Origin of the sequence: Pseudomonas putida, from assembly GCA_041071465.1 — a bacterium.
GTDB classification, from domain to species: Bacteria; Pseudomonadota; Gammaproteobacteria; order Pseudomonadales; family Pseudomonadaceae; genus Aquipseudomonas; species Aquipseudomonas putida_P.
The window spans coordinates 4697848-4722765 of the sequence record CP163498.1; the positions used below are offsets into that span (position 1 = coordinate 4697848).

The following is a 24918-nucleotide window of genomic DNA, read 5'->3' on the forward strand; positions in this document are numbered from 1 at the left end:
TCCCGTCGCTGGAATTCCCCAATGTTGACCGGTAGCTACTCCTCTTCGCTGGTGTTGATTTCGCTGTGCGTGGCGATCCTGGCGTCCTATACCGCCCTCGATCTGACCGGCCGTATCGCCACGGCCAAGGGCCGAGCTGCCTACCTGTGGATGGGCGGCGGTGCGCTGGCCATGGGCATCGGCGTGTGGTCGATGCACTTCATTGGGATGCTAGCCTTCAGCTTGCCCATCGACCTGGGTTACGACCTTGCCCTGACCGCGTTCTCGCTGTTGATTGCCGTGCTGTCCTCGGGCTTTGCCTTGTGGTTGGTCAGCCAGCCGAGCCTGCCGGCGCTGCAACTGGGGCTTGGCGCGTTGATCATGGGCGCTGGCATCGCCTGCATGCATTACACCGGTATGGCCGCGCTGCGCATGCTGCCGGGTATCGATTACGACCCGACGTTGTTCGGCGCCTCGTTGCTGATTGCCGTGGGCGCCTCGGCGGCGGCGTTGTGGATCGCCTTCCGCCTGCGCAGGCACACCCCCTATGTGCGGCAGATTCGAGGCCTGGCGGCGGTGGTCATGGGCTTTGCCATCGTCGGCATGCATTACACCGGCATGGCGGCGGCGAATTTCCCCGAGGGCAGCTTCTGTGGTGCGCTGGGCGGCGGGCTGCAGGGTGAGGGCCTGGTCTACCTGGTACTGATCACCACCCTGGCGGTACTGGCTGTGGCTTTGTTGACCTCGGTGTTGGACGCACGCCTCGAAGCGCGTACGGCCGAGCTGGCCCGTTCGCTGACCTTGGCCAACCAAGAGCTCACCCAACTGGCCCTGCACGACACCCTCACCGATCTGCCCAACCGTACCTTGCTGGCCGACCGTATCGAGCAGGCCATCGCCAAGGTAGCGGAGCAGGGCGGTTGTTTTGCCCTGATGTTCATCGACCTGGACGGCTTCAAACCGGTCAACGATGCCTTTGGCCATCACATCGGCGACCTGCTGCTCAAGGCCGTGGCGGCGCGCCTGCGTGGCCACCTGCACAGCCAGGACACCCTGGCGCGAATTGGGGGTGACGAGTTCGTGCTGTTGGTGGAACTGCAGGAGCCGAATGATGCCATGGACGTGGCGGTCAAGCAGGTCAACCTGGTGTCACGGCCATTTCGCGTGGCCGAGCACGACCTGCAACTGTCGGCCAGCCTGGGCATCGTCCTGTACCCAGGCAACGGCCAGGACCAGCATGAGTTGCTGCGCAATGCCGACGCGGCCATGTACCACGCCAAGAGCGCCGGCAAGAACGGCTACAGCTTCTTCGATGTGTCGATGAACAGCAACGCCCGCCAGCAACTGCAGTTGCTGCAGGACTTGCGCCAGGCACTGGAACAGCGCCAGTTCCGCCTGCATTACCAGCCCAAGTTCGACGCCCAAGCCTGCCAGCCGATCGGCGCCGAGGCGTTGTTGCGCTGGGAGCACCCGCAGCATGGCCTGCTGCTGCCCGACCGTTTCATCGGCCTGGCGGAAAAGACCGGCCTGATCATTCCTATTGGTGAGTGGGTGTTGATAGAGGCCTGCCGGCAGATGCGCCAGTGGCTGGACCAGGGCCACAACGGCTGGCGCATGGCGGTGAACCTGTCGGCCATCCAGTTCTGCCACGCCGGGCTGGTAGAGAGCGTGGCACGCGCCCTGGAGCAGAATGGCCTGCCCGCCAACTGCCTGACCCTGGAAATCACCGAAACCACCGCCATGCACGACGCCGACGCCAGCCTGACCGTGTTGCAGCGCCTGTCCGACATGGGTGTGGACCTGTCCATCGATGACTTTGGCACCGGCTATTCCAGCCTGATGTACCTCAAGCGCCTGCCAGCCAACGAGCTGAAGATCGACCGCGGCTTCGTGCGCGACCTGGAGCAGGACAGTGACGATGCCGCGATCGTTTCGGCCATTGTCGCACTGGGCCAGGCGTTGGGCCTGCGTATCGTTGCCGAGGGGGTGGAGACCGACATGCAGCAGGACTTCCTGACCCGCTTGGGTTGCGATTCGCTGCAGGGTTACCTGCTGGGCCAGCCGGTGCCGGCCGAGCAGTTCATGGGCAAGTTGCGGGCGATGGGCGAGGAAAGTAACGCTGCGAGCTAGACCGCAGCGCGCAAGGTAACCGCGGGTATGAAGGCATCCATCTCCGCCTCGACGGCCTCGATGATGCGTTCTACATCGGCGGCGGCCATGATCGCTGCACAAGGGATGCCGGCAATTGCCAGCAGGGTTTCACCGCTGGCGCGGTCAAACAACCGCGCGACCAAGCTGCGTGGCGCATCCATGCTGGCCTCGAAGCCCAGCGGGTGGAAATGCCAGCGCATCACCTGGCAGGCGTTGGGGAACGTCATCTTGTTCATGCCAGCCTCCTTGTCCATGCCTGGACGTGGTGAGCGGGTGGCCACTTCGATGCAGCCGCCGGGAAGGTAAACATAGCACCTGTCACGGGCGATTCTCGGCTGCAAATACGACAAATGCGCTAATGCATGACAGCGATCACATCCTTGTCGTGGGTTAGGATTGTTCGGTGACTGCGTGGCAAACGTTTTCCTGGCAGTGTGGCGGCCGGTTTTCCCGTTGAGTTGCATTGATTTCGCCACCGTTCAGCATCCAGGTTTCAGACGAGCGGTTCAACCCAGCAGCCCGGCGGCGATATTGATGGTGAACCCCAAAATGGCCGTATTGAACACGAACCCCACCAATGAATGCGCCAGCACCACCCGGCGTAATCCTCGCCCTGCGACGCCCACGTCAGACGTTTGCACCGCGACGCTGATGGTGAACGAGAAGTAATGAAAGTCCCAGTAATCCGGGTTGCGTTCGCCATCAGCGAAGCGCAGAGGCGGTTCGTGGTTTTGCCCGGTGTAGAACAGCCGCGCGTAGTGCAGGCTGAAGATGCAGCCGATCAGCAGCCAGGAACCGGCTACGGTCAGGCCGGTGTAAAGGTAGTGCAGGGCCAGCGGTGTGCCTTGCAGGCCGCGGCTGGAAACCAGTTGCAGGGTGACCGCGGCAAGGCTGGCGATGGCGGCGATGCACACGGTCAGCAGGACTATGCCCGCGTTTTCGTCTTCGACACGGGCGACCTTGCGGACTTTATCGGGGCCTGCGTTCCAGCTCAGGTACAGCACCAGCAGCAGGTACAGCCATACGCCTAGGTTCCAGCCGGCGAGGATGTGCTGCACGGTATCGCCAGCTGGGATCAACCAGGCGCCAACAAGGCCAACTGCTGCGGCGAGGCTCAGGCGAGGGTGTGTGCGGGTCAGGCGGTGGAAAGCCATGGGGCCTCTTTTACAAGGGTATGGCTTGTACTCTAGACCAAGACACCAGCACAAAGCTGCAGCACAGGCTGAACCGCCTGTTCTTTGCTGCCGCCCATCGCACACCCTTGCAACTCTCAGTACACTGCACGCTCCAACACCAACATCTGTTGAACTCGAGGTTTTTGCATGACGCTCAGTCCTTTGGCAGGCAAGCCGGCTCCGGCCAGCGTGCTGGTCGATATTCCCCGACTGCTCACCGCCTACTACACCGGCCGCCCCGACGCCGCCGTGGCGGCCCAGCGCGTGGCCTTCGGCACCTCGGGGCACCGGGGCACTTCGCTTGAATTGAGTTTCAACGAATACCACGTCCTGGCCATCACCCAGGCCATCTGCCTGTACCGCCAGGAAAAGGGCATCGACGGCCCGCTGTTCATCGGCGCCGACACCCACGCCCTGTCGGCACCGGCCACCGCCAGCGCCCTGGAAGTGCTCGCAGCCAACGGCGTGCAGGTGATGCTATCGAAGGATGACGAGTACACGCCCACGCCGGCCGTGTCCCACGCCATCCTTTGCTACAACCGTGGCCGCCAGCAGGGGCTGGCCGACGGCATCGTCATCACCCCGTCGCACAACCCGCCGCAAAGCGGTGGCTTCAAATACAACCCGCCCAATGGCGGCCCGGCCGACAGTGATGTGACCAAGTGGGTCGAGGCCAAGGCCAACGAACTGCTGGCGGCGAACCTGGCGGGCGTCAAGCGCATGGACCATGGCCAGGCGCTGCAGGCCCCGACCACCCAGCGCCACGACTACGTGAGCAACTATGTAGCCGACCTGGAAAACGTCATCGACTTCGACGTTATCCGTGGTGCCAAGCTGCGCCTGGGCGTCGACCCGCTGGGTGGGGCAGGGGTGCGCTACTGGTCGGCCATTGCCGAGCACTATCAGCTGGACCTGGAAGTGGTGAACACCGAGGTCGACCCGACCTTCCGTTTCATGACCGTCGACTGGGACGGCCAGATCCGCATGGACCCTTCGTCGCCATACGCCATGCAGGGCCTGATCGGCCTTCGTGAGCGCTTCGACGTAGCATTCGCCTGCGACCCGGACCACGACCGCCACGGCATCGTCACCGCCGATGGCCTGCTGCAACCGAACAACTACCTGGCCGTGGCCATCGACTACCTGTATCGCCACCGCCCGCAATGGCGCAGCGACGCCGCCGTGGGCAAGACCGTGGTCTCCAGCGGCCTGATCGACCGTGTAACCGAGCGCCTGGGTCGCGAGCTGTATGAAGTGCCGGTGGGCTTCAAGTACTTCGCCCAGGGCCTGTTCGACGGTTCGCTCGGTTTTGGTGGTGAAGAAAGTGCAGGGGCTTCGTTCCTGCGCCGCGATGGCTCGGTGTGGGCCACCGACAAGGACGGGTTGATCCCGGCCTTGCTCGCCGCCGAAATGACCGCCCGCACCGGGCGCAACCCAAGCCAGGCCTACGCCGACCTGACCGAAGCACTGGGCAAGCCGTTCGCCACCCGTGTCGAGGCCAAGGCTGACGCCCGGCAGAAGGCGCTGCTGAGCAAGCTGGCGCCGGAGCAGGTGAAATCGACCGAGCTGGCCGGTGAGCCGATCGTGCAGATCCTCAGCCACGCGCCAGGCAATGGTCAGGCCATTGGCGGGCTGAAGGTGATGACCGCCAATGGCTGGTTCGCCGCGCGCCCGTCGGGTACCGAAGACATCTACAAGATCTACGCCGAAAGCTTCATCGACGAGGCGCACCTGCAGCGCCTGGTGCAGGAAGCACAAGTGCTGGTGGATGCGGCAATTGCCTGACCGGTAACAAACCGCTTGGTTCTGTGGTGTGATGTAAATTAGAATTAATCTTATTTACACCGCCGCAGGGCCTTCCCGATGATAGACGCCGCGCCGCCAACCGAGCCAAGCCTGCCTGCCCTGTACCGGGAGCACCGCGGCTGGCTTGAAACCTGGTTACGTCGGCGTCTGGGCAATGCCTGGGATGCTGCCGACCTCAGCCAAGATACCTTTCTGAGGGTATTGGCCAGTGCCCAGCCACTGGCAGACATTCGCGAACCGCGCGCTTACCTGCTGACCGTGGGCAAGCGCCTGCTGAGCAACTTCCACCAGCGGCGCAGCCTGGAGCAAGCCTACCTTGATGCCCTGGCCAACCTGCCCGAGCAGCATGTGCCTTCGCCAGAACAGCGTTGGGTGTTGCTGGAAACCCTGCAAGCACTGGATGAGTTGCTCGACGGCCTGAAGGCGCCGGTGCGCAAGGCCTTTCTCTGGAGCCAGCTGGAAGGCCTGGGTTACGCCGAAATTGGCCAGCGCCTGGGTATTTGCGAACGCTCCGTCAAGCGCTACATGGCGCAGGCCTATGAACATTGCCTGCTGGCCGACTTGCAATGAGCCACAATCCTCCCCAAACGCGCGAAGCGCTGCGTGCAGCGGCCCGTTGGCTGGCGCTGCTGGATTCCGGCGATGCCAGTGAGACTGACTTGCGCCACTTGGCGCAATGGCGCGCCAGCAACAGCCTGCACGAAGACGCCTGGCAAAAGGCAGCATTGCTGCGTGCGCGGTTTTCCGGGTTGCCCGGGGCGTTGGCGATGGCCACCCTGGACCGCCCGGATGCCGGCCGCAGGGCGCTGCTCGAACAGGCCCTGGGCGTGGCGGCGCTGCTGCCGACGGCCTGGCTGGTGAGCCGCGAGCTGCCACTTGATGCCTGGACCGCTGACCTGCGCACCTCGGTAGGCGAGCGCCGTCAGGTACTGCTGAGCGACGGAACTTTCGTGCAGTTGAACACCGACAGTGCGGTCAATATCGACCTGGATGCACGCCGTGTGGCACTGCTGCGCGGCGAAGTGGCAGTCAAAGTCCCCGGTAACCTTTTCCTGAGCCTGCAGGTGCCTTACGGCCAGGTGCTGCTCAGTGAAGGCGATGTGTGCTTGCGTCTGGTCGATGAGGCCTGTCGGGTGTCGGTGGTCAATGGGATGGCCAGTCTGCAGCCGTTGCGTGGCCCAGCAGTGATGTTGCGGGCCGGGCAACAGGCCAGTTTGCAGGCCGCGGGTGTCGGCCCTGTCAACGGGTTCGACGCTTGGCCACTGGGCTGGCGCGAAGGCGTGCTGCGGTTGGATGATCGCCCATTGGGCGAGTTGCTGCACGAGCTGCGCAGGTATCGCCCCGGCGTGTTGCGTTGGGCACCTGCGCTTGAGGGCCTGCGTGTTACCGGCACATTCCGCCTTGACGATACCGACCGGGTGCTGGCCTTGCTGGCCGCCAGCCTGCCGTTGCAGGTGCATACCCGCACGCGTTATTGGGTGAGCCTGGCCGCACAAGAAAATCGTGCATGAGGCTGTCCCTTTTTTTCACTCGCCGGTCATTACCGGTATGAGAAAATAAAGGGGAGCCTTGTTCGATGCCTGCAGTAAAGTCTTGCCGCCCGCGCCCACTGGCGCGCGCAGCACATCCGTTGTTTGCGATGAGCCTGTTGTTGTGTGCACCGGCGTGGGCCGATGAGCCTGCCCGGCGTACCTACCAGGTAGCACCCGCCAGCCTGGGCACCGCGTTGACCCACTTCGCCGACCAGGCCGGTGTCAGCCTATCGCTGGACCCGGCACTGGTCCAGGGCCGGCACAGCAGCGGCCTGTCCGGTAACTACAGTGTCGAAGAGGGCTTCTTGCAGCTGCTGCGCGACAGCGGTTTGCAGTTGATGCCGGTGGGTGAGGGCGCCTTCACCCTGGTACCAACACAGTCCAGCGGCGCACTGGAAATCGCCCCGACCAGCATCGTCGGCGGCTTGGCTGCAGGTAGCGAAACGCAGCCATACGCCGGTGGCCAGGTGGCGCGCCAGGGCGCTCAAGGCCTGCTGGGTTCGCGTGATTTCATGGAAACCCCATTCAGCATCACCAGCTACACCAGCGAGCTGGTGAAGAACCAGCAGGCACGTACCTTGGGTGAGTTGATTGCCAGTGATCCCTCGGTGCGCGCGACCAACCCGGCGGGTGGGCGTTTCGAGCAGTTCACCATTCGCGGCTTCAGCCTGTTCAACAGTGATGTGGCGTACAACGGCCTATACGGCATCTTGCCGACCTACTCGATCGACATGGAAATGGCCGACCGGGTCGACATCATCAAAGGCCCCAGCCAGTTGATCAACGGCATTTCGCCCCGTGGCAGCGTGGGCGGCGGGATCAATGTGCAGCCCAAGCGGGCCGGCGACAAGCCGATCACCGCGTTCACCGGCAGCTATGCGTCGGCTGGGCAGGCAGGTGGCGCCGTGGACGTTGGTCGACGCTTTGGTGAAGGGCAGCAGTTCGGCGTGCGTTTCAATGGGGTGAAGCAGGCCGGTGACACCGAATGGGACCACCAGCGCGTCGATCGCGAAATGGCCGTGCTGGGCCTGGATTTTCGCGGCGAGCGGCTGCGGCTTTCAGCGGACCTCGGGCATACCGAGCGTGATACCGACGCGCCGCAGGAGCGTGTGCTGGTGGGTGCGAATGCCAAGGTGCCGGATGCCAATGACGTACGCCACAACTACGCTCAGGCCTGGAGCAAGGCGCGCACCAACGACACCTTCGGTGCGCTGAACGCCGAGTACGATATCAGCGAATCGCTGCTGGCCTATGGGGCAGTCGGCGCGCGCAAGAGTAACCATGACTTCCTGCGCCACAACGTGTCGATTACCAACGATGCCGGCGATTTCACCGTTCAGCCGCGCGATTTCACTCGCGACGAATCGGTGCGCACCGCCATGGCCGGCCTGCGCAGCTGGTTTCATACCGGGCCGGTCAGCCATGAGCTGAACCTGGCCGCCAGCTATTTCTACATGGACTTCACCAACGGCGGTGCGCGTTATGCCTCGGCGCCGAGCAACCTCTACAACCCGGTTGCCACCCCGACACCGGGTACGCCAACCCGCATCGACCCGCAGGTTTACACGGAGAACCGCTTCTCCGGCGTGGCCCTGGCCGACACGCTGGGCTTTTTCGCCGACCGTCTGCTGCTGACCCTGGGGGCGCGCTGGCAGCGGGTGCAGGTGGATGACTGGAGCGACGGCATCAAAGGCGACACGGCCTATGACGAAGAAAAGGTCTCACCGTCGGGTGGCGTGTTGCTCAAGGTGACCGACCAGCTGTCGTTGTACGCCAACTACATGGAGGGCCTGAGCCAAGGCAAGATCGCGCCATCGACCTCGATCAACGAGGACCAGATTTTCCCGCCGTTCACCAGCCGCCAGGTTGAGGTAGGAGCCAAGTACGATTTTGGCCCGGTGGCGTTCACAGCCAGCGCCTTCCGCATTCGCCAGCCGGCCTACGAAACCAACGCCACCTCGCGGGTGTTCGGCCCCAACGGCAAGCGCGACAACCGTGGGATCGAGCTGAGTGTGTTTGGTGAGCCTGTACAGGGGGTGCGCGTACTGGGTGGGATGATGTACATCGACAGCGAGCTTACCGATACCGTGGGTGGCGCCTTCGATGGCAACCGCGCGCCAGCGACGCCCGAATACAACGTCAATCTCGGTGCCGAGTGGGATGTGCCGGGCGTGAACGGCCTAACCCTGACGGCGCGGGGCATTCATTCCAGTTCGCAGTACCTGGACCAGAACAACAGCAAGCAGATCGACGGCTGGGAGCGGTATGACCTGGGGGCGCGCTATGCCTTCAAGGTGGATGCTGCCGAGGTGACCTTGCGTGCCAGTGTCGAGAATGTGCTGGATGACCGTTACTGGAGCTCGGCGGGGGCTTCGGATGACAGTGAGCCCGGCTTGACCCTTTCCACACCGCGCACCTACTTGCTGTCGGCCACAGTAGGTTTTTAAGCCCTGTACGGTCCATGTGGGAGCGGCCTTGTGTTTTGAGGAGGGATTAGAATCTGGAGTGAGAGCGGTGAATGGCCAGCTGAATGCCACTCTGATCTCGAATCACAAGCGTGGGCCAGCCAAAGTCCTCAAGCTGGTGGCCCATCCGGAGTTGGCCTCGGTGAAAAGCACGGCATCACAGGTGTGAAACACACGGCCACCGGCTGGGCATCAATTATGTAGCCCGACCACAGGGCCCTGGGTCATTAGCCTCTGTACTCCCCGAAAATGGAGCAACGACGATGACCCAGCCCCCTTGTCCCCGCATTTGTCCTTCATCCACACGCGCATGCCTTCCTGGTTCGCGCAGGCGTCCACGGCCGAGCGCCAGTTGCTCAAGCAGCGCGTCAGGCAGAGCCATGCCGCGATGCGCCGCCTGCGCGAGGCGCTGGCGCCGGTGCAAAGCATCGAGACCTTCTGCCGCCCGCTGCTGGAGCAAGCCCTGCAGCGCTGGTTCCCGGACCAGGTGCTGCCCAAGGTCGACCAAGCTCGGGTGTGGAGTGATGGCAACGGCCATAGCTGGCTCGAGGCAGCCTTGCAGAACTTCGATGCCGGCGCTCGCGTCACCCTGTACGACTCGGCCACCCGCCTTGAAAAGCGCTCGGGCGAACAAGCGGCCACCTTCGTCAGCGGCGTACGCAATCTCGACCTCGGTCAGCGCTATCGCTATCACCTGGGCGACCATATAGATACCGACGGTTTTCGCGACCTGGTGCGCCAGTACGCCCGGGCCACCTTCGCTGCCGAGCTGACCCAGGCTACGCTGCAAGGGCATCTGGATGCCGAGGGTGCACTGATGGGTGAAACGATATTCGCCGGTCTAGCCGAATCAGCACGCAGTCAGTTGCAATGCGGCTTCCTCAGCCTGTTCGGCATCCCCTTGCATGGCCCTATGCTGGTCCGCCTCGCACCGCGCGATGCTGTCGAGCGATGCCTGCTGTATCTGCCAGGTCATCCTGGTCAGCCACTGCGCCAGTACCCCTCAGCGCAGGCCGCGAGCACGGCGCTCACCCAGATGCTGTGGCAGCAAGAGGAGCGCGAGTACTTCACTCGCTTTGTCTGTCTTGCCGAGCAACCTCTTTTCAGCGCACGGCTGCGTCAGATCCTGTACCCGCGCTACCCATATGCCGAGCTGCATCCATCTGCTCCCGTGCTGGAGAATGGCGAACGCTTCAGCTGGCTCAAACGCGTGTTCCTGCCACTACCGACCTCTGGCAGGAAACCCTCGACAAGAACGCGAGGCTGGACATCACCTTCACGCCGTGGCCTAGGGATGGCTTCGTCGAGTACGCGCGCATCGAGGTCGAGCGACGCATGCAGGATGCCGCCATCCTGGCCGTTCCAGTCGCCCAACGTGATGCCGATGCCCAGTTGGCCCGCATCCAGAGCTGGCTGGGCGTCGGCCTGACCGTGCTCAACCTGGCGGGATTCTTCGTGCCCGGTCTGGGCGAGGTGATGCTGGTCATCGGCGGTGCGCAGGTGGTCGACGAATTCCTCGACGGCGTGCACGCCGCCAACGAAGGCGATGCCGATGCCGCGATCGGTCACCTGTTCGACGTGCTGGCAAGCCTTGCACAGTTCGCCGCCCTAGGCGCCGCGGGACGCTTCATCGAACCTCAGGGCATCTTGCACAGCTGGCAACCAGTAGGCACCGACGGTGAACAGCGACTGTGGTCCGGTGAGCTGACACCCTTTCCCCGCCCCGGCCCTGGCCACTCGGCCAGGCCCGTGATGGCCGAGGCCTGTACCTGTGGGAGGGCAAGCCATGGTTCGAGCGCGACGGGCAGGCGCTGCCGCTCGAACAGGTCACAGACGGCACCGCTCGCCTGCCATCGGTCCGGGGACAGCGGCACCAGCCTACACTGCTCGGCAACGGCCAGGGCACATGGCTGTTCGAACACGATCGCCCCTTGGACTGGCAGGCCGACACCCTGCTCGAACACCTGGGCCCCGCTGCCCAAGGCCTGGATGCGCAAACCCTCGGCAAAGCGTTGCAATGCAGCGGCTACGATGCCGCAGCGCTGCGCCGAGTGTTGCTGGATCACAGACCAACCCCCGCGTTGCTGCTCGAAAGCCTCGAAGCTCTCGGCGCACACCCGATCGGCGTCCCGGCCAACGAACAGCCGTTGACCGCCATCCTGGCTCGCGACTTCCCATCGCTCACCCAGGCGAGCCGCTCGGAGATCCTCGCCCAGGCGTCGGCCAGCGACATCGCCCGGCTACAGCAATCGGGGCGCTTGCCCTTGCGGCTGGCCGAGACCGCACGGCTGTACCTGCGTGAAAGCCGCATCGGCAAGGCCCTTGCCCGCTTCCACCATGGCAACGGCGCCACCACCGACCGCGATGCCCTGGCATTCGCCGCGTTACGCCGTCTGCCTGGATGGCGCGGCAAGCTGCGCCTCGAACTGCGCGACTCGAACCTCAGGGGGCGGCTGCTCGCCAGCACAGGCGAGCAAGGGCTGCCCACCAAGACCCTGGTGCGCAACGCCGATGGATATACCCCCCATGACGCGTTCGGCAACGAGCTGGCGGGGCGCAGCGATGTATACCGCGCGATGCTGCAGGCGTTGCCCGACAGCGAACGTGACGCACTCGGGCTGCTGATCCATGAGCAGGGCAAGCTGCGCGACAACCTGTTCGAACTGGCCGCCCGTGACCGTCGGCAAGCCGCTCTGGACCTAGGCATGACACCGGTTCGACCGATGTACCGACTGCCCACCCGCCTACCCGGTGATCGTCGTATCGGCTATCGCCTCAGTGGCCGAGGACGCGCTTACTGGACTGAAGACGAGCTGTTCGATCAACTGTTCCCGGCCACACCGCAAGGCGACCGGGAGATGCTGCGCCAGCGCCTGCGCCACCAGGCCGGCCCGTCTGCCGGCGCGTTCGGTCGCATGCTGTCGCGACTGCTGGTGGACTACCGCCGACTCGACAGCGTACTGCAACGCTGGGTACACGCCCCCGAGGGCCTCCTGCCCGGTGCGCAGGAACAGCAACATGGATTGCGCGAAACCTTCGCGCAACGCATTCGCAGTGCGTGGCGCCGGGAAAGCGCAGAAGGGCCGCACGACAACATCGACGATATCAACCTGGTGCTGGAGGGGCATGGCCTGACCAGCGTACCCGCTTTGCCCATAGGCCTGCCTCACGTTCGCCTGCTCAACCTCAACGGTCTCAACACCCCAGACATGCCCGGCCTGAACGCGTTTCTCGAAGCCTTTCCCGGCCTGCGCCTGCTTGACCTGGCGGAAAACAGCCTCAGCCGCCTGCCCCAGGCATTGGCCGAGATGCACGAACTGCAGGCACTGGATATCTCGGAAAACAACATTGACCTGGACGGGAGGAAAGCCTCGCGCTGCTCGAACGTATGCCCCACTTGCAACGGCTCAACCTCACCGATGGCATTCACACCCTCTCGGTGACTACGCTCGAGCGCCTCAGCGCCCTGCCGTCGCTGGCCTGGTTCCAGGCCGACCTCAACCACCTGATCATGACCGCCGAACACTTTCAGGCCCTGCAACGCTGGCCGGCCTTGATCGGGTTGAGCCTGGCTCAGAACGCGATCGTGCTGGATGAGGCCGCACGTACCGCACTGGCCGGGCTCAACCGTCTGGAGATGCTGTCGCTGTACGAAAACCCGCTGGCCCTGGCCCCCGACTTGAGCGGCTGGACACGCCTGCAGCGACTGGACCTGGAACTGACCAACATCAGCCAATGGCCGGCGGGGCTCGAGGCCCTCATGAACCAGGAGCCTCTGGTGCTGCGCCAGCTGGACCTGAGCGCCAACGAGCTCGCCGTTACCCCCGACCTGAGCCAGACAGCCTTTGCCCGCGCGGTACGCGATCACCTCGAAGCCATTGCCTATTCCTTCAACGGCAATCCTTTCGACGAAGCGGCCCTGGCCAATCTCGAACAGGCCGGCTTCACCACCCTCCCAGCCCTTGCACAGGCCAACCCTTGGGCCGCCGACTGGCCTGAGTCGTTGCGTTTGCACATTGCCGAAACGGCTGACGATCCACAGTGGCAGCCGCTCTACAACCTACTCGAACGGCTGCCCGATACACAGGACTTCCTGGACGCCCCAACCCAGATGCGCCAGCGCATGCAACACGTGGTCGAAATGCTGTCCAGCACGCAAGAAGGCGAAGCCGATACCGGCTGGGGCCGGGCGCAGGTGCAGCAGCAGATCAACGACCTGCTCGAGGACGCCACCCAGGAGTGCGTGGACCAGGCCATCGTGCTGTTCCAGCAAGTCGAGACGCAAGTGACGGTGTGGCAGACGGTCGCCCATGCCGCGGCTGCCGAAGCCGACGAACAGGTTGCCGTGGACAGTGCCCGCGCGCTGCTGCGCCAGCGCCTGCTCGACGAACGCGTCGGCGCTCTTTATCAGGCGCGGCTGGCCAGACGCAGGGCCTTGCGGGCCGATGACCATCACCCGACGGACAACCCCGTTCCAGCCCTGCACCCCGACGATGGCATCAGCGATCGGGAACTGGTCAGCGATCACCCCGACGAACTGGAGATGGCCCTGCATGCGCGTATCCAGCTACGACAGAGGCTGAACCTGCCGCCGCAACCGCAGGCCATGCGTTCCCCGCAACTGGCGCACCTCGATGAGCCGACCCTGCAACGCCTGGGTGATGCCGTGATCGAGGGCACGAGTGCCTCCGCCCTCGAACACTGGGCAGTGGACCAACCCTTCTGGCGAGCCTGGCTGCGCCGTTTACGGCCACTGGCCTTCGAAAGGCTGGCCGAACGCTGGATGGGCGCCTCCGAATATTTCGACACGCTCACTGACCCGTCGGCCGAAGCGGGTGCCTATACCGGCCCCGCAGTGCCAGCGCTCTACATCGACGCACTGGAGCGTGAGGTGGGCGATGTGGATGGGCTTGCCTGGCGCATGAACGGCGTGCTGCAACGCGTCAACCTGGCCAGCGGTCGCTATCCCAACGAGAACACCCTCTACCAGAGAGCCGCGGACCTGCTGCTGCGTTGTCGCAAGGAAGATGAAGCCGAACTGCTGCGCGAGCTGACCGAAACCATGGTCCAGGCCCATCGCGAATGAGTCGGCAGGCGGCCAGCCATTGCGCCGGGTGACGATAGCCCGTAACCCTGCGCCAGGTCGCAGCCCAGCGGCATCAGCACCCGCACATGCTCCACGCTCTCTGCCCTGCTGGGTGCCGGCGAAACCCGCCTGTCGGCGGAGCAGATCTACCCTCGGCTGTTCGATGCCATTCTCGAACAGCGCCTGCGACCGGGCAGCGCCTTGCCCGAGCAGGCGCGCCAGGTGCTCAGCGCCCGGCGCCTGGCCGAGACCACGCTGATCGGCCTGGCCACCCAGCGCGCGCGCCCGGCACAGATCCTCCAGCTGGTCGAACGCGAACGCCAGCACCATGAGCAGGGCGAACGCTGCACGGCGATCCGCCTGGGTGGCGAATTTCACATGAGGCTGGCGCACCTGGCCGCCAACGTACCACTGGCGCGTTTTCTCAACGGGCTGGCGCCGATGACGTCGCTGATCATCGTCCGATATGAGTCGCCCAGCTGCGAGCATTGCGCCTGGCAAGAGCACGCGGCGATCATCGATGCGGTGGAGAGCGGTGACAGCGGCGCTACGCGCCCCGTCGCCAGCAAGGCCAGCCTCCACAAGAGGTCGCACCCATCTGCATCAGCTTGATGCCACCGCTCTCCCAAGCCTCTGCGCCTGGCCCTGCAACACCCGCATCAAATGCACCGCTGCATGAGACGGCGGCTCGAACCGTGAATAGACAAAGCTGATATCGAAGTGAATTTCATCGGCCAATGGCACCACCGCCAGCCCGCTGTCCTGCGCAACGAACTCGTCGATCACGCTGATGCCCATGCCTTGTTTGACCAGCGCCACAGCCTCGTTGGCATTGGTAAACGACAACAGTGATTTCAGCTGCACTGCGCTGCGCTCGATGTGCTCGGCGAGCAGCTTGCCAAACGGCATGTCGGGCCGGAACAGCAGCAAGGCATGGCCTTCCAACTGTTGCAAGCTCAGCGTGGGTTGCCCAGCCAGCGGGTGGTCGGGCGGCATCACCACCACCATGCGCCCACGCATGAACGCCTGCGAATGCAGGTGGTCATGCACCACCGGCAGGGCGGCAATCGACAGGTCGACCTTTTTCGACAGGATCTGGTTGGGCATTTCGCCCATCAGCGAGGTTTGCCACTCGATGTTCAGCGACGGTGACTCGCGCTTGAGCTGGGCCAGGGCGATGGGGATGACCACCGTCGACAACGACGCGCTGCACGAAATGCGCAGCTTGCGCTGGCCACCGGCGCCCAGTGCCAGGGCGCATTCATTGACCTCCAACGCGGCTTGGTACACCCGCTCGACTTCACGAAACAGCACCTGCGCTTCGGCCGTGGGCACCAGGCGGTTGTTGATGCGCTCGAACAGCGGATAGGCCAGGCGCCCTTCGATGTACTGGATCAGCTTGCTCACGGCCGGCTGCGACACGTAAAGCAGCTTGGCCGCCGCGCTGATCGAGCCGGTCAGCATCACCGCCCGGAACACTTCCATGTGCCGCAGTTTGAATACCATCGGGTTTGCGTCTGCGCCTTCGTTGCCAAGCAGCATGTGTATTACCTTCGGTTATGGTCTTCGCCATCTGGGTATGAGCGTCAAACTCGGCCGCGCAGTATCGTAAACCCCAGCCTGATCGCCCTTGCGGCGAACAATAACAAGATCTGCAGGCAAGCGCAGTGGCGCTTGACGGGAGTGCTGCGTGACCATCTTTGACGAAGCGAAGATCGATTGCCATAACCATTTGTTTGACCCCGCGCGTTTCCCTTACCACCCCGACGCACCCTATGCACCTTCCGGGCAGGAGGTCGCCACCCAGGCGCAGTTCAGTCGGGTGATGGATGCCTATGGGGTGCAACATGCCTTGCTGGTTGGCCCCAACAGCGGCTACCACACCGACAACCGCTGCCTGCTGCATGCCTTGGCCACCGGGCAGGGGCGCTTCAAGGGCGTGGCGGTGGTCGAAGCGGATATCAGCCTCGATGCGCTGGCGGCCTTGCAGTCGCAAGGTGTAGTGGGTATCGCCTTCAACCCCGCGCTGTACGGGGTAACCAGCTTGAAGGACGCTGATGGGCTGTTCGGCAAACTCGCCGAGCTTGGCCTGTTTGCGCAGGTGCAGGTATGTGAGGACCAGTTGCTTGACCTGCATGGCCTGCTGCAAGGCGCCCATGCACGCCTGCTGATCGACCATTGCGGCCGACCGGATGTTGCGGCGGGTGTGCAGCAAGCCGGCTTCCAGGCGCTGCTGCGGTTGGCCGACAGTGGCCGCGCCTGCGTGAAGTTGTCCGGTATGCAGAAGTTCGCCGCAGCCGATGCCTTGCTGGAGCAAAGCGGTGCCTACGTCCAGGCCCTGCTCGAAGCCTTTGGCGCCGAAGCCTGTGTGTGGGGTTCGGATTGGCCGTTCATTCGCCAGCGTTCGCGGGTGGACTACGGGCCGCTGCTGAAACTGGCCGAGCGCCTGATGCCGGATGCCCGGCAGCGCCGTGCGGTGATGTGGGACACCCCGCGTCGATTGTTCGGGTTTGCCTAACGCCCCGTTGATTGCCATTCCAATAACAAGAGAGCAACCGTCATGACCACTGAACAGAACGCCAGCCTCGGGGTGTTCGACACCCCTGCGCGCGTCCAGCAACGCACCCGCACCCGTTTCATGATCCTGGCGCTGATTTCCGGCGGTACCATGATCAACTACCTCGATCGCAGCGTGATGGGTATTGCCGCGCCGAGTATCAGTGCTGACTTGGGCCTGAACGCAGCGATGATGGGGGTGATCTTTTCCGCCTTTTCCTGGACCTACGCCGCTGCGCAGATTCCGGGCGGCATCCTCATCGACCGGCTGGGCACCAAGCTCACTTACTGGCTGGCACTGACCTTGTGGTCGCTGTTCACCGGGCTGCAAGGGCTGGCGCAGGGCTTCCTGTCGTTGCTGGGCATGCGCTTTCTGGTGGGGATGACTGAAGCACCATGCTTTCCCACCAACAGCCGGGTGGTGGCCACCTGGTTCCCGCAGAGCGAGCGGGCCAGGGCGACCGGTATCTACACCTTTGCCGAATACACCGGGCTGGCGTTTCTGACCCCGCTGCTGTTCTGGGTGCTGCACGCTTACGGCTGGCGTTTCCTGCTGCTGGCGGTCGGCCTGATGGGCATCCTCTATGGCCTGGTGTGGTGGCGCAAATACCACGAGCCACACCAGTCGACCACGGCCAACCAGGCCGAGCTGGACTACATCGCCGCTGGCGGTGGGGTGATAGATGGTGGGCAGAAAGCCACGTCGTTCCGCTGGTCGCAGATTCCGGCGTTGCTCAAGCACCGCAACATGCTGGGCATCTGCCTGGGCCAGTTCGCCTGCAATTCGACCAACGTGTTCTTCCTCACCTGGTTCCCCACCTACCTGGTGACCGAGCGGCACATGCCCTGGCTCAAGGTCGGCTGGGTAGCGGTGCTGCCATTCATTGCCGCCTCGCTGGGCACGCTGGTCGGCGGTTGGCTGTCTGACGCGTTGCTGCGCCGCGGCTACTCGCTGAACGTGGCGCGCAAGCTGCCGGTAATCGCCGGGTTGCTTACCGCGTCGGTGATCGTGCTGGCCAACTACGTCGAGTCCGACGCGCTGGTGATTGCCATCCTGTGCATCGCCTACTTTGCCCAGGGCATGTCGGCGCTGGCCTGGATGATCGTGTCCGATATCGCCCCCAAAGGCCTGCTGGGCCTCAGCGGCGGCTTGTTCAACCTGTTCGCCAACGCAGCAGGCATCGTCACGCCGTTGACCATCGGCATCATCGTCTCGCTGACAGGCTCGTTCGTCTGGGCCTTGGCATTCGTGTCGTCGATCACCGTACTCGGTGCGCTGTGCTACCTGTTCATGGTCAGCGACCTGCGTCGCTTGCCGGAGATTCCTTCAGTCGAAAATGGAGCAAAACAATGAGCCAGTACCTGCAAGGCCAGACCGCAATCGTCACCGGAGGGATGCGTGGCATCGGCCTGGCGATTGCCCAGCGCCTGCATGCCGCCGGCGCCCAGGTTGTGATCTGGGACCTCGCCGTGGAGGGTTGGAGCAACGCGGAAAACGGCTTTGAGCCCGTGCTGCGCCAGGCGGTGGATGTATCGTCGCTGGCCTCGGTAGAGACAGCCTTCGCCGAGACGCTGAAGCGTATAGGGCAGGTGCAGATTCTGGTCAACAACGCTGGCATCAATGGCCCTGTGGTTTCGTCGTGGGAGTACCCGCCAGAGGCCTGGGACAAGGTCATCGCCATTGACCTGAACGGCGTGTTCTATTGCTGCCGTACCGCCATCCCGCATATGCGTGACAACGGCTACGGGCGCATCGTCAATATCGCCTCCATGGCCGGCAAGGATGGCGTGCAGTACATCTCGGCCTATTCGGCAGCCAAGGCTGGGGTCATCGCCTTTACCAAGGCAGCGGCCAAGGAGCTGGCGCAGGACGGCGTGCTGCTCAACTGCGTGGCACCGGCCATGGTCGAGACCCCGCTGATGGCCGAGATGACGGCCGAGCACATTGCCGCGAGCAAGGCCAAGATCCCCATGGGGCGGTTCCTCAAGGCCGAGGAGATCGCCAATATGGTCAGCTGGATTGCCGGGCCGGAGTGCAGCTTTACCACCGGCTTCGTCTTCGACCTCAGCGGCGGGAGGGCGACCTATTGAATGGCCTGGGCGTGGCGCACCTCACCGCCCTGGAACTGGCGCCGGCCAGGCTGGTACGTGAGGCGCGGCGCGCGGGCTTTAGCGCGGTTGGGCTGCGCCTGCACCCGGTGATGCCGGGTGCACAGGCGTACCCGGTTGCGCCGGGTAGCCAGGCGCTGCGCGAACTGCGGGCGGTGATGGCGGGTGAAGGTGTGCGTGTTACCGATATCGAGTTTGTTGCATTGACGGCACAGGCACAGGTTGCCGATTACCAACCGCTGTTGGCCGCAGGTGCCGAGCTGGGGGCGCTGAGCCTGACGGTGTCCGGGGACGACGACGATGTAGCGCGGCTGACCGGCAATTTCGCGGCGCTGTGTGAACTGGCGCGTGGTCATGGCCTGCGTGTGGACCTGGAGTTCATGCGCTGGCGGCCAGTGGCAACCCTGCAACAGGCATGCACGGTTGTGACAGGGGCGGGGCAGGACAACGGCGGCGTACTGGTCGATGCCTTGCACCTGTTCCGCTCCGGTGGCCAGGTGGCCGACCTCGCCGGGGTCGATCCGCGTCTGCTGCGTGCGGTGCAGCTGTGTGATGCGCCGTTGCTGGCGCCCGTAGAGGAGCTGATCATCGCGGAAGCGCGTGAGGGCCGTATGCTGCCGGGGCAAGGGCAACTGCCGCTGGCCGCGTTGGTGGCGGCGTTACCGACGCAGCTGTGCGTCAGTGTAGAGGTGCCATCCGCTGGCGTGCCCGCAGAACAGCGGTTACAAGCGGCGGCACGAGTAACCCAGGCGTGGTTGCAGGGCAGGCGGCGGTTCCCGTCCACCCTGCAGGCCGCCGGTCATTCCTGATCGGGCACCACGGCGATCACGTCGATCTCCATCAGCCACTCGGCCTGGGCCAACCCGGCGACCACCAAGCCGGTGGAGATCGGGAATACGCCCTTCAGCCACTTGCCCACTTCCTTGTACACCGGCTCGCGGAAGCGCGGGTCGGTGATGTAAGTGGTGGTCTTGACGATGTGCGACAGGTCCGAGCCAGCTTCTTCAAGCAGTTGCTTGACGTTCTTCATTGCTTGTTCGGTTTGCGCCTGCGGGTTACCCAGGCCCACCAGTTTGCCTTCGAAGTCGGTACCTACCTGGCCTCGCACATAAATGGTGTTGCCGGCCCGCACGGCCTGGCACAGGTCGTTGTCCAGGGTCTGGTTGGGGTAGGTTTCCTTGGTGTTGAACATGCGGATGCGAGTATGGGTAGGCATCAGTGGGCTCCGAGGGTGCTGACGTTGCTGATCATGTTGGTTTGCTGCTCATCCGCTTCGCGCTGTTCGCGGTCGCGGTAGGCCAGGTAGGTGCGTTGCGTGGCGATGTGGCCAGCGACGTGCTTGGCGTCGTGCCACACGCCCCAGATGAACGACGAGCCACGGCGGGACAACCACGGCAGGCCAAGGAAGTACACGCCGGGTTCGCGGGCCACGCCGCGTTGGTGCTGGGGCTTGCCGTTGGCATCGAAGGTGTCCACCTGCAGCCAGCTGAAGTCCACGCCGTAACCGGTAGCCCAGATGATGCTGCTGACGCCGGCCTTGGCCAGGTCCAATTGCTGCAGCGGGTTGCTCATGCAGGCCGGGTCGGCCAGGCGTGTGCGGGCTTCGGGTTCTTCCGGCAGGTCCAGGCCGTTGCATTCGATGTAGGCATCGGCGGCATCCAGCAGGGCCAGGTAGTTTTCATCGCCGCGGTTGATGTTCTCGACCAGGTTGTCCTGGAAGTGCGCCACGCCGTTCTCGAACGACTGGGTCAGGCCGACCAGGGTCATACCCTGGTGGGCGAGGGCGCGGAAGTCCACGGTGTGGCCGCCACGGGCGCCGCTGACGGCGATCGTCACGTGCTCGCGTCCGGGCTTGGCGATTTCTGCGTCCCACTCACCCAGCACGCCCAGCCACCAGCAGAAGTCGCGGTTGCGGTAGGCACGCGGCGGGCGGTCGTGGGCGCCGACCGACAGGTACACCTGGCGCCCGGCGCGCATCAGCTCTTCGGCAATCTGCACGCCGGAGGAACCGGCACCAACCACCAATACCGCGCCCTCGGGCAGTTGCTCTGGGTTGAAGTAGGCGGCGGAGTGGATCTGATGCAGGTTGCTGTCTTTAGGCGCAATGGCCGGGATCACCGGCTTCTGGAACGGGCCGGTGGCGGCGACCACTCGGTTGGCGCGAATCACGCCTTCATTGGTTTCGATGGTGAAGCCGGGGCGGTCGCTGTTACGAACTACGCGCTTTACTTCAATGCCGGTGCGTACCGGCAGGTTGTACTTGCGTACGTACTGCTCGAAGTAGTCGGCCACCTGGTCCTTGCCTGCGAAGGCGTCGGCGTCGAGGTTGAATTCCAGCCCCGGGAAGCGGTCGTGCCAGACCGGGCCGTTGGCGACCAGCGAGTCCCAGCGGCCAGTGCGCCATGCCTCGGCGATACGGTTGCGCTCCAGCACCAGGTGCGGCACGCCAAGCTTGCTCAGGTGTTCGCTCATGGCCACGCCGGCCTGGCCGGCGCCGACGACGAGGGTGTCGATTTCGAGGTTGTTCAGTGTCATGTCCGAGCCCTTGTTCAGGCGGTTGTTGTCAGGTCGGTTTGGAGGACCGCCGTTGTCTGGAGCCAGACTAGGGATGCGGCACGAATGGCGAAAATAGTATTTAGCTGGTGCTTGCCGATAAAACGGCGAAGGCCTTGAATTGCATGGCCTGTAGCAAACTTTAAGGGGGTTTTCGTGTGGTGTTTGGCGCACTTTTGCGGGCTTAGTTTTTTCCTGCTCAAAGCACAGGAAAATGTTTGTTTCGTGGGGTAGAAGGTTGCGCCCAGAATGCCCTGCATCGCACAGGACAACAGGAGCTTCACCATGACCTTCTCCATCATTGGCCGCTGCCAGGAAACCGGCCAGGTCGGCATCGCCATCAGCTCGTCGAGCATCGCCGTAGGCGCCCGTTGCCCGTGGGTGCGCGCCGGTGTAGGCGCGGTCTCTACCCAGAACATCACCCTGCCGGCACTGGGCCCGCAGATTCTCGATGCCATGGAGCAAGGCCAGTTGCCACCCGCCGCGGCCCTGGACCGGGTGCTGAGTGCCAACGGCTGGAGTGAGTATCGCCAGGTCACGGTGATCGACAGCCAGGGGCAAGTGGCGCTGTTCACGGGGCGCGAAGCGCTGGGTACACACAATGCGGTGGCCGGCGAACACTGCGCAGCGGCGGGCAACCTGCTGTCTTCTACCCAGGTAATAGAGGCCATGGTGCTGGCTTTCGAGCAGGCGGGTGGGCACCTGGCCGACCGCCTGCTGGCGGCCATGCACGCGGCGATGGCCGCCGGTGGCGAAGCCGGGCCGGTGCACTCGGCGGCGTTGAAGATTGCTGGCGAACTGACCTGGCCACTGGTGGACCTGCGCGTCGACTGGGCCGATGCAGACCCGATCGGTGTGCTCGATGGCTTGTGGCAAGCCTATCGGCCACAGATGCAGGACTATGTCACCCGCGCCCTCAACCCGACCGCCGCGCCAAGCTACGGGGTGCCAGGCGATGAGTGAATTTGCCAGCCGCGCGCTGCTGGCCCGGCTGATCGGCTTTGCCACGGTCAGCCGGGACTCCAACCTTCAGCTGATCGGCTTTATCCGTGATTACCTGGCGGAACTGGGGGTGGAAAGCGAACTGTTCCATAACCCGGAGGGCACCAAGGCCAACCTGTTCGCCACCATCGGCCCCAAGGACGTAGGCGGCGTGGTGCTGTCGGGGCACACAGATGTAGTGCCGGTGGATGGCCAGGCCTGGAGCGTCGAGCCGTTCGCCCTGAGCGAACGCGACGGGCGCCTGTATGGTCGCGGCACGGCTGACATGAAAGGTTTCATCGCGTCGGTGCTGGCAGCCGTGCCCGCGTTCCTCGCCCAGCCGTTGCGCATGCCCGTGCACCTGGCGTTCTCCTACGACGAGGAAGTCGGTTGCCTGGGCGTACGCTCGATGCTGGAAGCCCTCGAACAGCGCCCGCACAAACCCCGACTGTGCCTGATTGGCGAACCCACCGAGCTCAAGCCGGTGCTGGGGCACAAGGGCAAGCTGGCAATGCGCTGCCAGGTGCATGGCGCGGCCTGCCACTCGGCGTATGCGCCGTCTGGGGTGAATGCCATCGAGTACGCGGCGAAACTGATCGGCAAGTTGGGTGACATCGGTGATGCACTGGCCTTGCCGCAGCATCATGACGAGCGCTTCGACCCGCCGTTTTCCACGGTGCAGACCGGGGTAATCAAAGGGGGCAGGGCGCTGAACATCGTGCCCGCCGAATGTGAATTCGATTTTGAAGTGCGCGCGCTGCCAGGGTTCGAGGCGCAGGCGGTGGCCGATCAGTTGCAGACTTATGCAGAGGCCGAGTTGCTGCCGCGTATGCGCAAGGTCAATGCCGCCAGCGCCATTCGCCTGGAGCCGCTGAGCGCCTATCCGGGGCTGGCCACACCGCAGGACAGTGAGGCTGCGCGGCTGGTGGCATTGCTCAGTGGCTCGAATGAGTTCGGCACGGTGGCGTTCGGTACCGAAGGCGGCTTGTTCGACCAGGCCGGCATCCCGACCGTGGTGTGCGGGCCTGGCAGCATGGACCAGGGGCACAAGCCGGATGAGTTTGTCAGTGTGGAGCAGTTGCAGGGCTGTGATGCCATGCTGCTCAGGCTGGTCGATTACCTCAAGCAGGATTGATAGCTGTGGCGTCTTCGCGGGTACACCCGCGAATGGGCCACAGCGAGGCCCTGGCGAATCAGAAGGTAGCCTTGACCTGCAGGCCCACCACCAGCGCGTTGTCGATGTCCTTCCCCGAGAACGCCCCTGGCTCGATGATGTATTGCACATCTGGGCGCAGGTTCAGCCACGGTGTGGCCTGGTAGCCATAACTCAGTTCGATCAACTGCTCGGCACTGTCGATATCGGGGAACTGCTGGCCAGCGTTGAAGGCGGCATCTTCAAGCACATCGCGGCTACGCGGATTAGGTACGGCACGGCCGTAACCCAGTGCCACGGTATCTTTCGGGCGGCCTTCGAACGGTTTGTACAGCACCACACCGGCACCATACCACTTGGTGAACGGCGAGGCGGCCTTGCTCGACGCCGAGTACTGGCCGAAGGCGTGCAGGCTACGGCCTGGCGAGCCCTGGTCGTTCCATACCGCCTGGTCGACCAGCAGGTAGTGGCCTGAGCGGCCGGATACTTCGTCGTCGCTGCCGATGCGTTTCACATCGGAGCTGTCGTAGTAGTAACCGAGCTTGTACTCGCCCGGCAGTTCACCCTGCAGCTTGTACACCAGCTCCACCGGTACCACGGTGCCGGTGGTGTGCTTGGGCCCCAGGTGCCAGGCGCGGCTGGAGTTGCCGTTGCTCTCGGGGTCTACGTTGAACGCCGCCACGCGCAGCTGCCAGGAAGGCGACAGGTCGTACTTCACCCGCACGCCGAGGTGAGCATTGGGGTAGTTGGTCCAGCCGCTGCCACCGGACATGTTCAGCGGGTGGCCGCAGAAGCCGGCGTTCATGAAGTTGCACAGGATGCCGCTGTCCAGGCCGCCGAGGTCGTTGCCCATGGCCATGTAGCCAAGCTTAACGTTGAGCGCCGGAGTGAACAGGGTACGCTCGTAGCTCAGCTCGGTCAGGCGGGTGTACAGGCCACCGAAGTTTTCCTGGATCGGCAGGCGGTTGCCTACCAGGTCTTCCGACGCGCTGTTACCGCGGCGGTCGTTGACGGTCAGCTGGACTTTGCCGCCGTTGTCCAGGCCGTACAGCTTCGACAGGTCGAACTGCACGCCCAGCTTGACGTTCTGCGAATAGCGCGCCGATCGGTGCAAACCACCGTGGGCGTTGTAGGCGGTTTCGCCGCTGTAGTCACCGGTGACTTTGACGCCGTCTTCTTCGAGTTGATGACGCAGGCCGCCCCAGTCGCCGGTCAGGGTGCTGCGGGTCAGCAGGTCGCCGTCGGCCAGGGCTGTGGTGCTGGCCAGGGCCAGCAGCAGGGTGGGGGTGATGCGAATTGCGGATGGCATTGCTGAATCTCGGGTTGTCTTTGGGGCCATTCGCGGGCAAACCCGTGCCTACATGGCCGCTGT

21 protein-coding genes and 1 pseudogene are annotated in these 24918 nt (G+C 64.1%); 15 read left to right on the forward strand and 7 right to left on the reverse strand.

The genetic code is table 11. The features are described 5' to 3' along the window. Positions 1–21: 21 nt before the first annotated feature. A complete protein-coding gene (locus AB5975_21710; GenBank protein ID XDR19142.1) occupies positions 22–2109 on the forward strand; it encodes a putative bifunctional diguanylate cyclase/phosphodiesterase in 2088 nt (695 codons plus the stop codon). On the opposite strand, the gene AB5975_21715 is transcribed toward AB5975_21710, so the two are convergent. Beyond that, positions 2106–2366 carry a DUF1652 domain-containing protein gene (locus AB5975_21715; protein ID XDR19143.1) on the reverse strand — a complete coding sequence of 87 codons (261 nt, stop codon included), beginning with the start codon at positions 2364–2366 and terminating at the stop codon, positions 2106–2108. The two genes, AB5975_21710 and AB5975_21715, sit on opposite strands and share 4 nt — an antisense overlap. A 270-nt stretch (positions 2367–2636) precedes the next feature. Next, on the reverse strand, positions 2637–3284 hold the full coding sequence (locus AB5975_21720; protein ID XDR19144.1) for a DUF1345 domain-containing protein: 648 nt from the start codon (positions 3282–3284) through the stop codon (positions 2637–2639). 168 nt (positions 3285–3452) lie between these two features. Between AB5975_21720 and pgm the strand changes: the two genes are divergently transcribed. The 8 genes and pseudogenes from pgm to AB5975_21760 all read left to right on the forward strand — a co-directional run bounded on the left by pgm (position 3453) and on the right by AB5975_21760 (position 14737). After that, positions 3453–5090, forward strand: coding sequence for a phosphoglucomutase (alpha-D-glucose-1,6-bisphosphate-dependent) (gene pgm / locus AB5975_21725; GenBank protein XDR19145.1), 1638 nt, complete (start codon positions 3453–3455; stop codon positions 5088–5090). A gap of 78 nt (positions 5091–5168) precedes the next feature. Next, positions 5169–5681 (forward strand): sigma-70 family RNA polymerase sigma factor, encoded by a 513-nt coding sequence (locus AB5975_21730; protein ID XDR19146.1) that lies wholly within the window; start codon positions 5169–5171, stop codon positions 5679–5681. Next, positions 5678–6622, forward strand: coding sequence for a FecR domain-containing protein (locus tag AB5975_21735; GenBank protein ID XDR19147.1), 945 nt, complete (start codon positions 5678–5680; stop codon positions 6620–6622). Before AB5975_21730 ends, AB5975_21735 begins: the two co-directional genes overlap by 4 nt. 65 nt (positions 6623–6687) lie before the next feature. Further along, positions 6688–9090, forward strand: a complete 2403-nt coding sequence (locus AB5975_21740) for a TonB-dependent siderophore receptor (GenBank protein XDR19148.1) — start codon at positions 6688–6690, stop codon at positions 9088–9090. Positions 9091–9418: 328 nt separating this feature from the next. Then, positions 9419–10537 carry a DUF6543 domain-containing protein gene (locus AB5975_21745; GenBank protein XDR19149.1) on the forward strand — a complete coding sequence of 373 codons (1119 nt, stop codon included), beginning with the start codon at positions 9419–9421 and terminating at the stop codon, positions 10535–10537. A 502-nt stretch (positions 10538–11039) separates the two neighbouring features. Beyond that, positions 11040–12551 (forward strand): hypothetical protein, encoded by a 1512-nt coding sequence (locus AB5975_21750; GenBank protein XDR19150.1) that lies wholly within the window; start codon positions 11040–11042, stop codon positions 12549–12551. Next, positions 12497–14194, forward strand: a complete 1698-nt coding sequence (locus AB5975_21755) for an NEL-type E3 ubiquitin ligase domain-containing protein (protein ID XDR19151.1) — start codon at positions 12497–12499, stop codon at positions 14192–14194. Before AB5975_21750 ends, AB5975_21755 begins: the two co-directional genes overlap by 55 nt. 72 nt (positions 14195–14266) lie before the next feature. Further along, positions 14267–14737: pseudogene (locus AB5975_21760) on the forward strand (FCD domain-containing protein). A gap of 60 nt (positions 14738–14797) precedes the next feature. On the opposite strand, the gene AB5975_21765 reads toward AB5975_21760, so the two are convergent. Beyond that, positions 14798–15736, reverse strand: a complete 939-nt coding sequence (locus AB5975_21765; GenBank protein ID XDR19152.1) for a LysR family transcriptional regulator — start codon at positions 15734–15736, stop codon at positions 14798–14800. 148 nt (positions 15737–15884) lie between these two features. Here AB5975_21765 and AB5975_21770 point away from each other — a divergent pair, with 148 nt between their 5' ends. Genes AB5975_21770 through AB5975_21785 form a run of 4 tightly spaced genes read left to right on the forward strand, consistent with a single transcriptional unit; the run spans position 15885 to position 19668 of the window. Beyond that, positions 15885–16712, forward strand: a complete 828-nt coding sequence (locus AB5975_21770) for an amidohydrolase (GenBank protein ID XDR19153.1) — start codon at positions 15885–15887, stop codon at positions 16710–16712. A 42-nt stretch (positions 16713–16754) separates the two neighbouring features. Continuing rightward, positions 16755–18104: an MFS transporter gene (locus tag AB5975_21775; protein XDR19154.1), complete on the forward strand. Its 1350-nt coding sequence runs from the start codon at positions 16755–16757 to the stop codon at positions 18102–18104. Continuing rightward, positions 18101–18841 (forward strand): SDR family NAD(P)-dependent oxidoreductase, encoded by a 741-nt coding sequence (locus AB5975_21780; protein ID XDR19155.1) that lies wholly within the window; start codon positions 18101–18103, stop codon positions 18839–18841. Before AB5975_21775 ends, AB5975_21780 begins: the two co-directional genes overlap by 4 nt. Beyond that, on the forward strand, positions 18838–19668 hold the full coding sequence (locus tag AB5975_21785) for a sugar phosphate isomerase/epimerase family protein (GenBank protein ID XDR19156.1): 831 nt from the start codon (positions 18838–18840) through the stop codon (positions 19666–19668). The genes AB5975_21780 and AB5975_21785 overlap by 4 nt, the downstream gene beginning before the upstream one ends. Here the strand turns inward: AB5975_21785 and AB5975_21790 are convergent. The 3 genes from AB5975_21790 to AB5975_21800 are packed head-to-tail and all read right to left on the reverse strand — an operon-like array spanning position 19659 to position 21699. Continuing rightward, positions 19659–20075 carry a RidA family protein gene (locus AB5975_21790; GenBank protein ID XDR19157.1) on the reverse strand — a complete coding sequence of 139 codons (417 nt, stop codon included), beginning with the start codon at positions 20073–20075 and terminating at the stop codon, positions 19659–19661. The two genes, AB5975_21785 and AB5975_21790, sit on opposite strands and share 10 nt — an antisense overlap. Then, positions 20075–21394: a flavin-containing monooxygenase gene (locus AB5975_21795; GenBank protein XDR19158.1), complete on the reverse strand. Its 1320-nt coding sequence runs from the start codon at positions 21392–21394 to the stop codon at positions 20075–20077. The genes AB5975_21790 and AB5975_21795 overlap by 1 nt, the downstream gene beginning before the upstream one ends. Before the next feature lie 14 nt (positions 21395–21408). Further along, the gene (locus tag AB5975_21800; protein ID XDR19159.1) at positions 21409–21699 is read right to left on the reverse strand and encodes a hypothetical protein; all 291 of its coding nucleotides are present in this window, start codon (positions 21697–21699) and stop codon (positions 21409–21411) included. Here AB5975_21800 and AB5975_21805 point away from each other — a divergent pair. Further along, entirely contained in the window at positions 21698–22375 is a 678-nt protein-coding gene (locus AB5975_21805; protein ID XDR19160.1) for a DUF1028 domain-containing protein, read from the forward strand. The two genes, AB5975_21800 and AB5975_21805, sit on opposite strands and share 2 nt — an antisense overlap. Beyond that, the gene (argE, locus tag AB5975_21810) at positions 22368–23528 is read left to right on the forward strand and encodes an acetylornithine deacetylase (GenBank protein XDR19161.1); all 1161 of its coding nucleotides are present in this window, start codon (positions 22368–22370) and stop codon (positions 23526–23528) included. Before AB5975_21805 ends, argE begins: the two co-directional genes overlap by 8 nt. Before the next feature lie 58 nt (positions 23529–23586). Here the strand turns inward: argE and AB5975_21815 are convergent, their stop codons facing one another. After that, the gene (locus AB5975_21815; protein XDR19162.1) at positions 23587–24855 is read right to left on the reverse strand and encodes a carbohydrate porin; all 1269 of its coding nucleotides are present in this window, start codon (positions 24853–24855) and stop codon (positions 23587–23589) included. Positions 24856–24918: the final 63 nt, after the last annotated feature.

Coding starts and splice junctions, on each gene's coding strand:
- AB5975_21755 (XDR19151.1), top strand. CDS start 12,497: ATGCCCCACTTGCAACGGCTCAACCTCACCGATGGCATTCACACCCTC.
- AB5975_21715 (XDR19143.1), bottom strand. CDS start 2,366: ATGAACAAGATGACGTTCCCCAACGCCTGCCAGGTGATGCGCTGGCAT.
- AB5975_21720 (XDR19144.1), bottom strand. CDS start 3,284: ATGGCTTTCCACCGCCTGACCCGCACACACCCTCGCCTGAGCCTCGCC.
- AB5975_21730 (XDR19146.1), top strand. CDS start 5,169: ATGATAGACGCCGCGCCGCCAACCGAGCCAAGCCTGCCTGCCCTGTAC.
- AB5975_21795 (XDR19158.1), bottom strand. CDS start 21,394: ATGACACTGAACAACCTCGAAATCGACACCCTCGTCGTCGGCGCCGGC.
- AB5975_21805 (XDR19160.1), top strand. CDS start 21,698: ATGACCTTCTCCATCATTGGCCGCTGCCAGGAAACCGGCCAGGTCGGC.
- AB5975_21710 (XDR19142.1), top strand. CDS start 22: ATGTTGACCGGTAGCTACTCCTCTTCGCTGGTGTTGATTTCGCTGTGC.
- pgm (XDR19145.1), top strand. CDS start 3,453: ATGACGCTCAGTCCTTTGGCAGGCAAGCCGGCTCCGGCCAGCGTGCTG.
- AB5975_21775 (XDR19154.1), top strand. CDS start 16,755: ATGACCACTGAACAGAACGCCAGCCTCGGGGTGTTCGACACCCCTGCG.
- AB5975_21815 (XDR19162.1), bottom strand. CDS start 24,855: ATGCCATCCGCAATTCGCATCACCCCCACCCTGCTGCTGGCCCTGGCC.
- AB5975_21740 (XDR19148.1), top strand. CDS start 6,688: ATGCCTGCAGTAAAGTCTTGCCGCCCGCGCCCACTGGCGCGCGCAGCA.
- AB5975_21745 (XDR19149.1), top strand. CDS start 9,419: ATGCCTTCCTGGTTCGCGCAGGCGTCCACGGCCGAGCGCCAGTTGCTC.
- AB5975_21765 (XDR19152.1), bottom strand. CDS start 15,736: ATGCTGCTTGGCAACGAAGGCGCAGACGCAAACCCGATGGTATTCAAA.
- AB5975_21800 (XDR19159.1), bottom strand. CDS start 21,699: ATGGTGAAGCTCCTGTTGTCCTGTGCGATGCAGGGCATTCTGGGCGCA.
- argE (XDR19161.1), top strand. CDS start 22,368: ATGAGTGAATTTGCCAGCCGCGCGCTGCTGGCCCGGCTGATCGGCTTT.
- AB5975_21780 (XDR19155.1), top strand. CDS start 18,101: ATGAGCCAGTACCTGCAAGGCCAGACCGCAATCGTCACCGGAGGGATG.
- AB5975_21790 (XDR19157.1), bottom strand. CDS start 20,075: ATGCCTACCCATACTCGCATCCGCATGTTCAACACCAAGGAAACCTAC.
- AB5975_21735 (XDR19147.1), top strand. CDS start 5,678: ATGAGCCACAATCCTCCCCAAACGCGCGAAGCGCTGCGTGCAGCGGCC.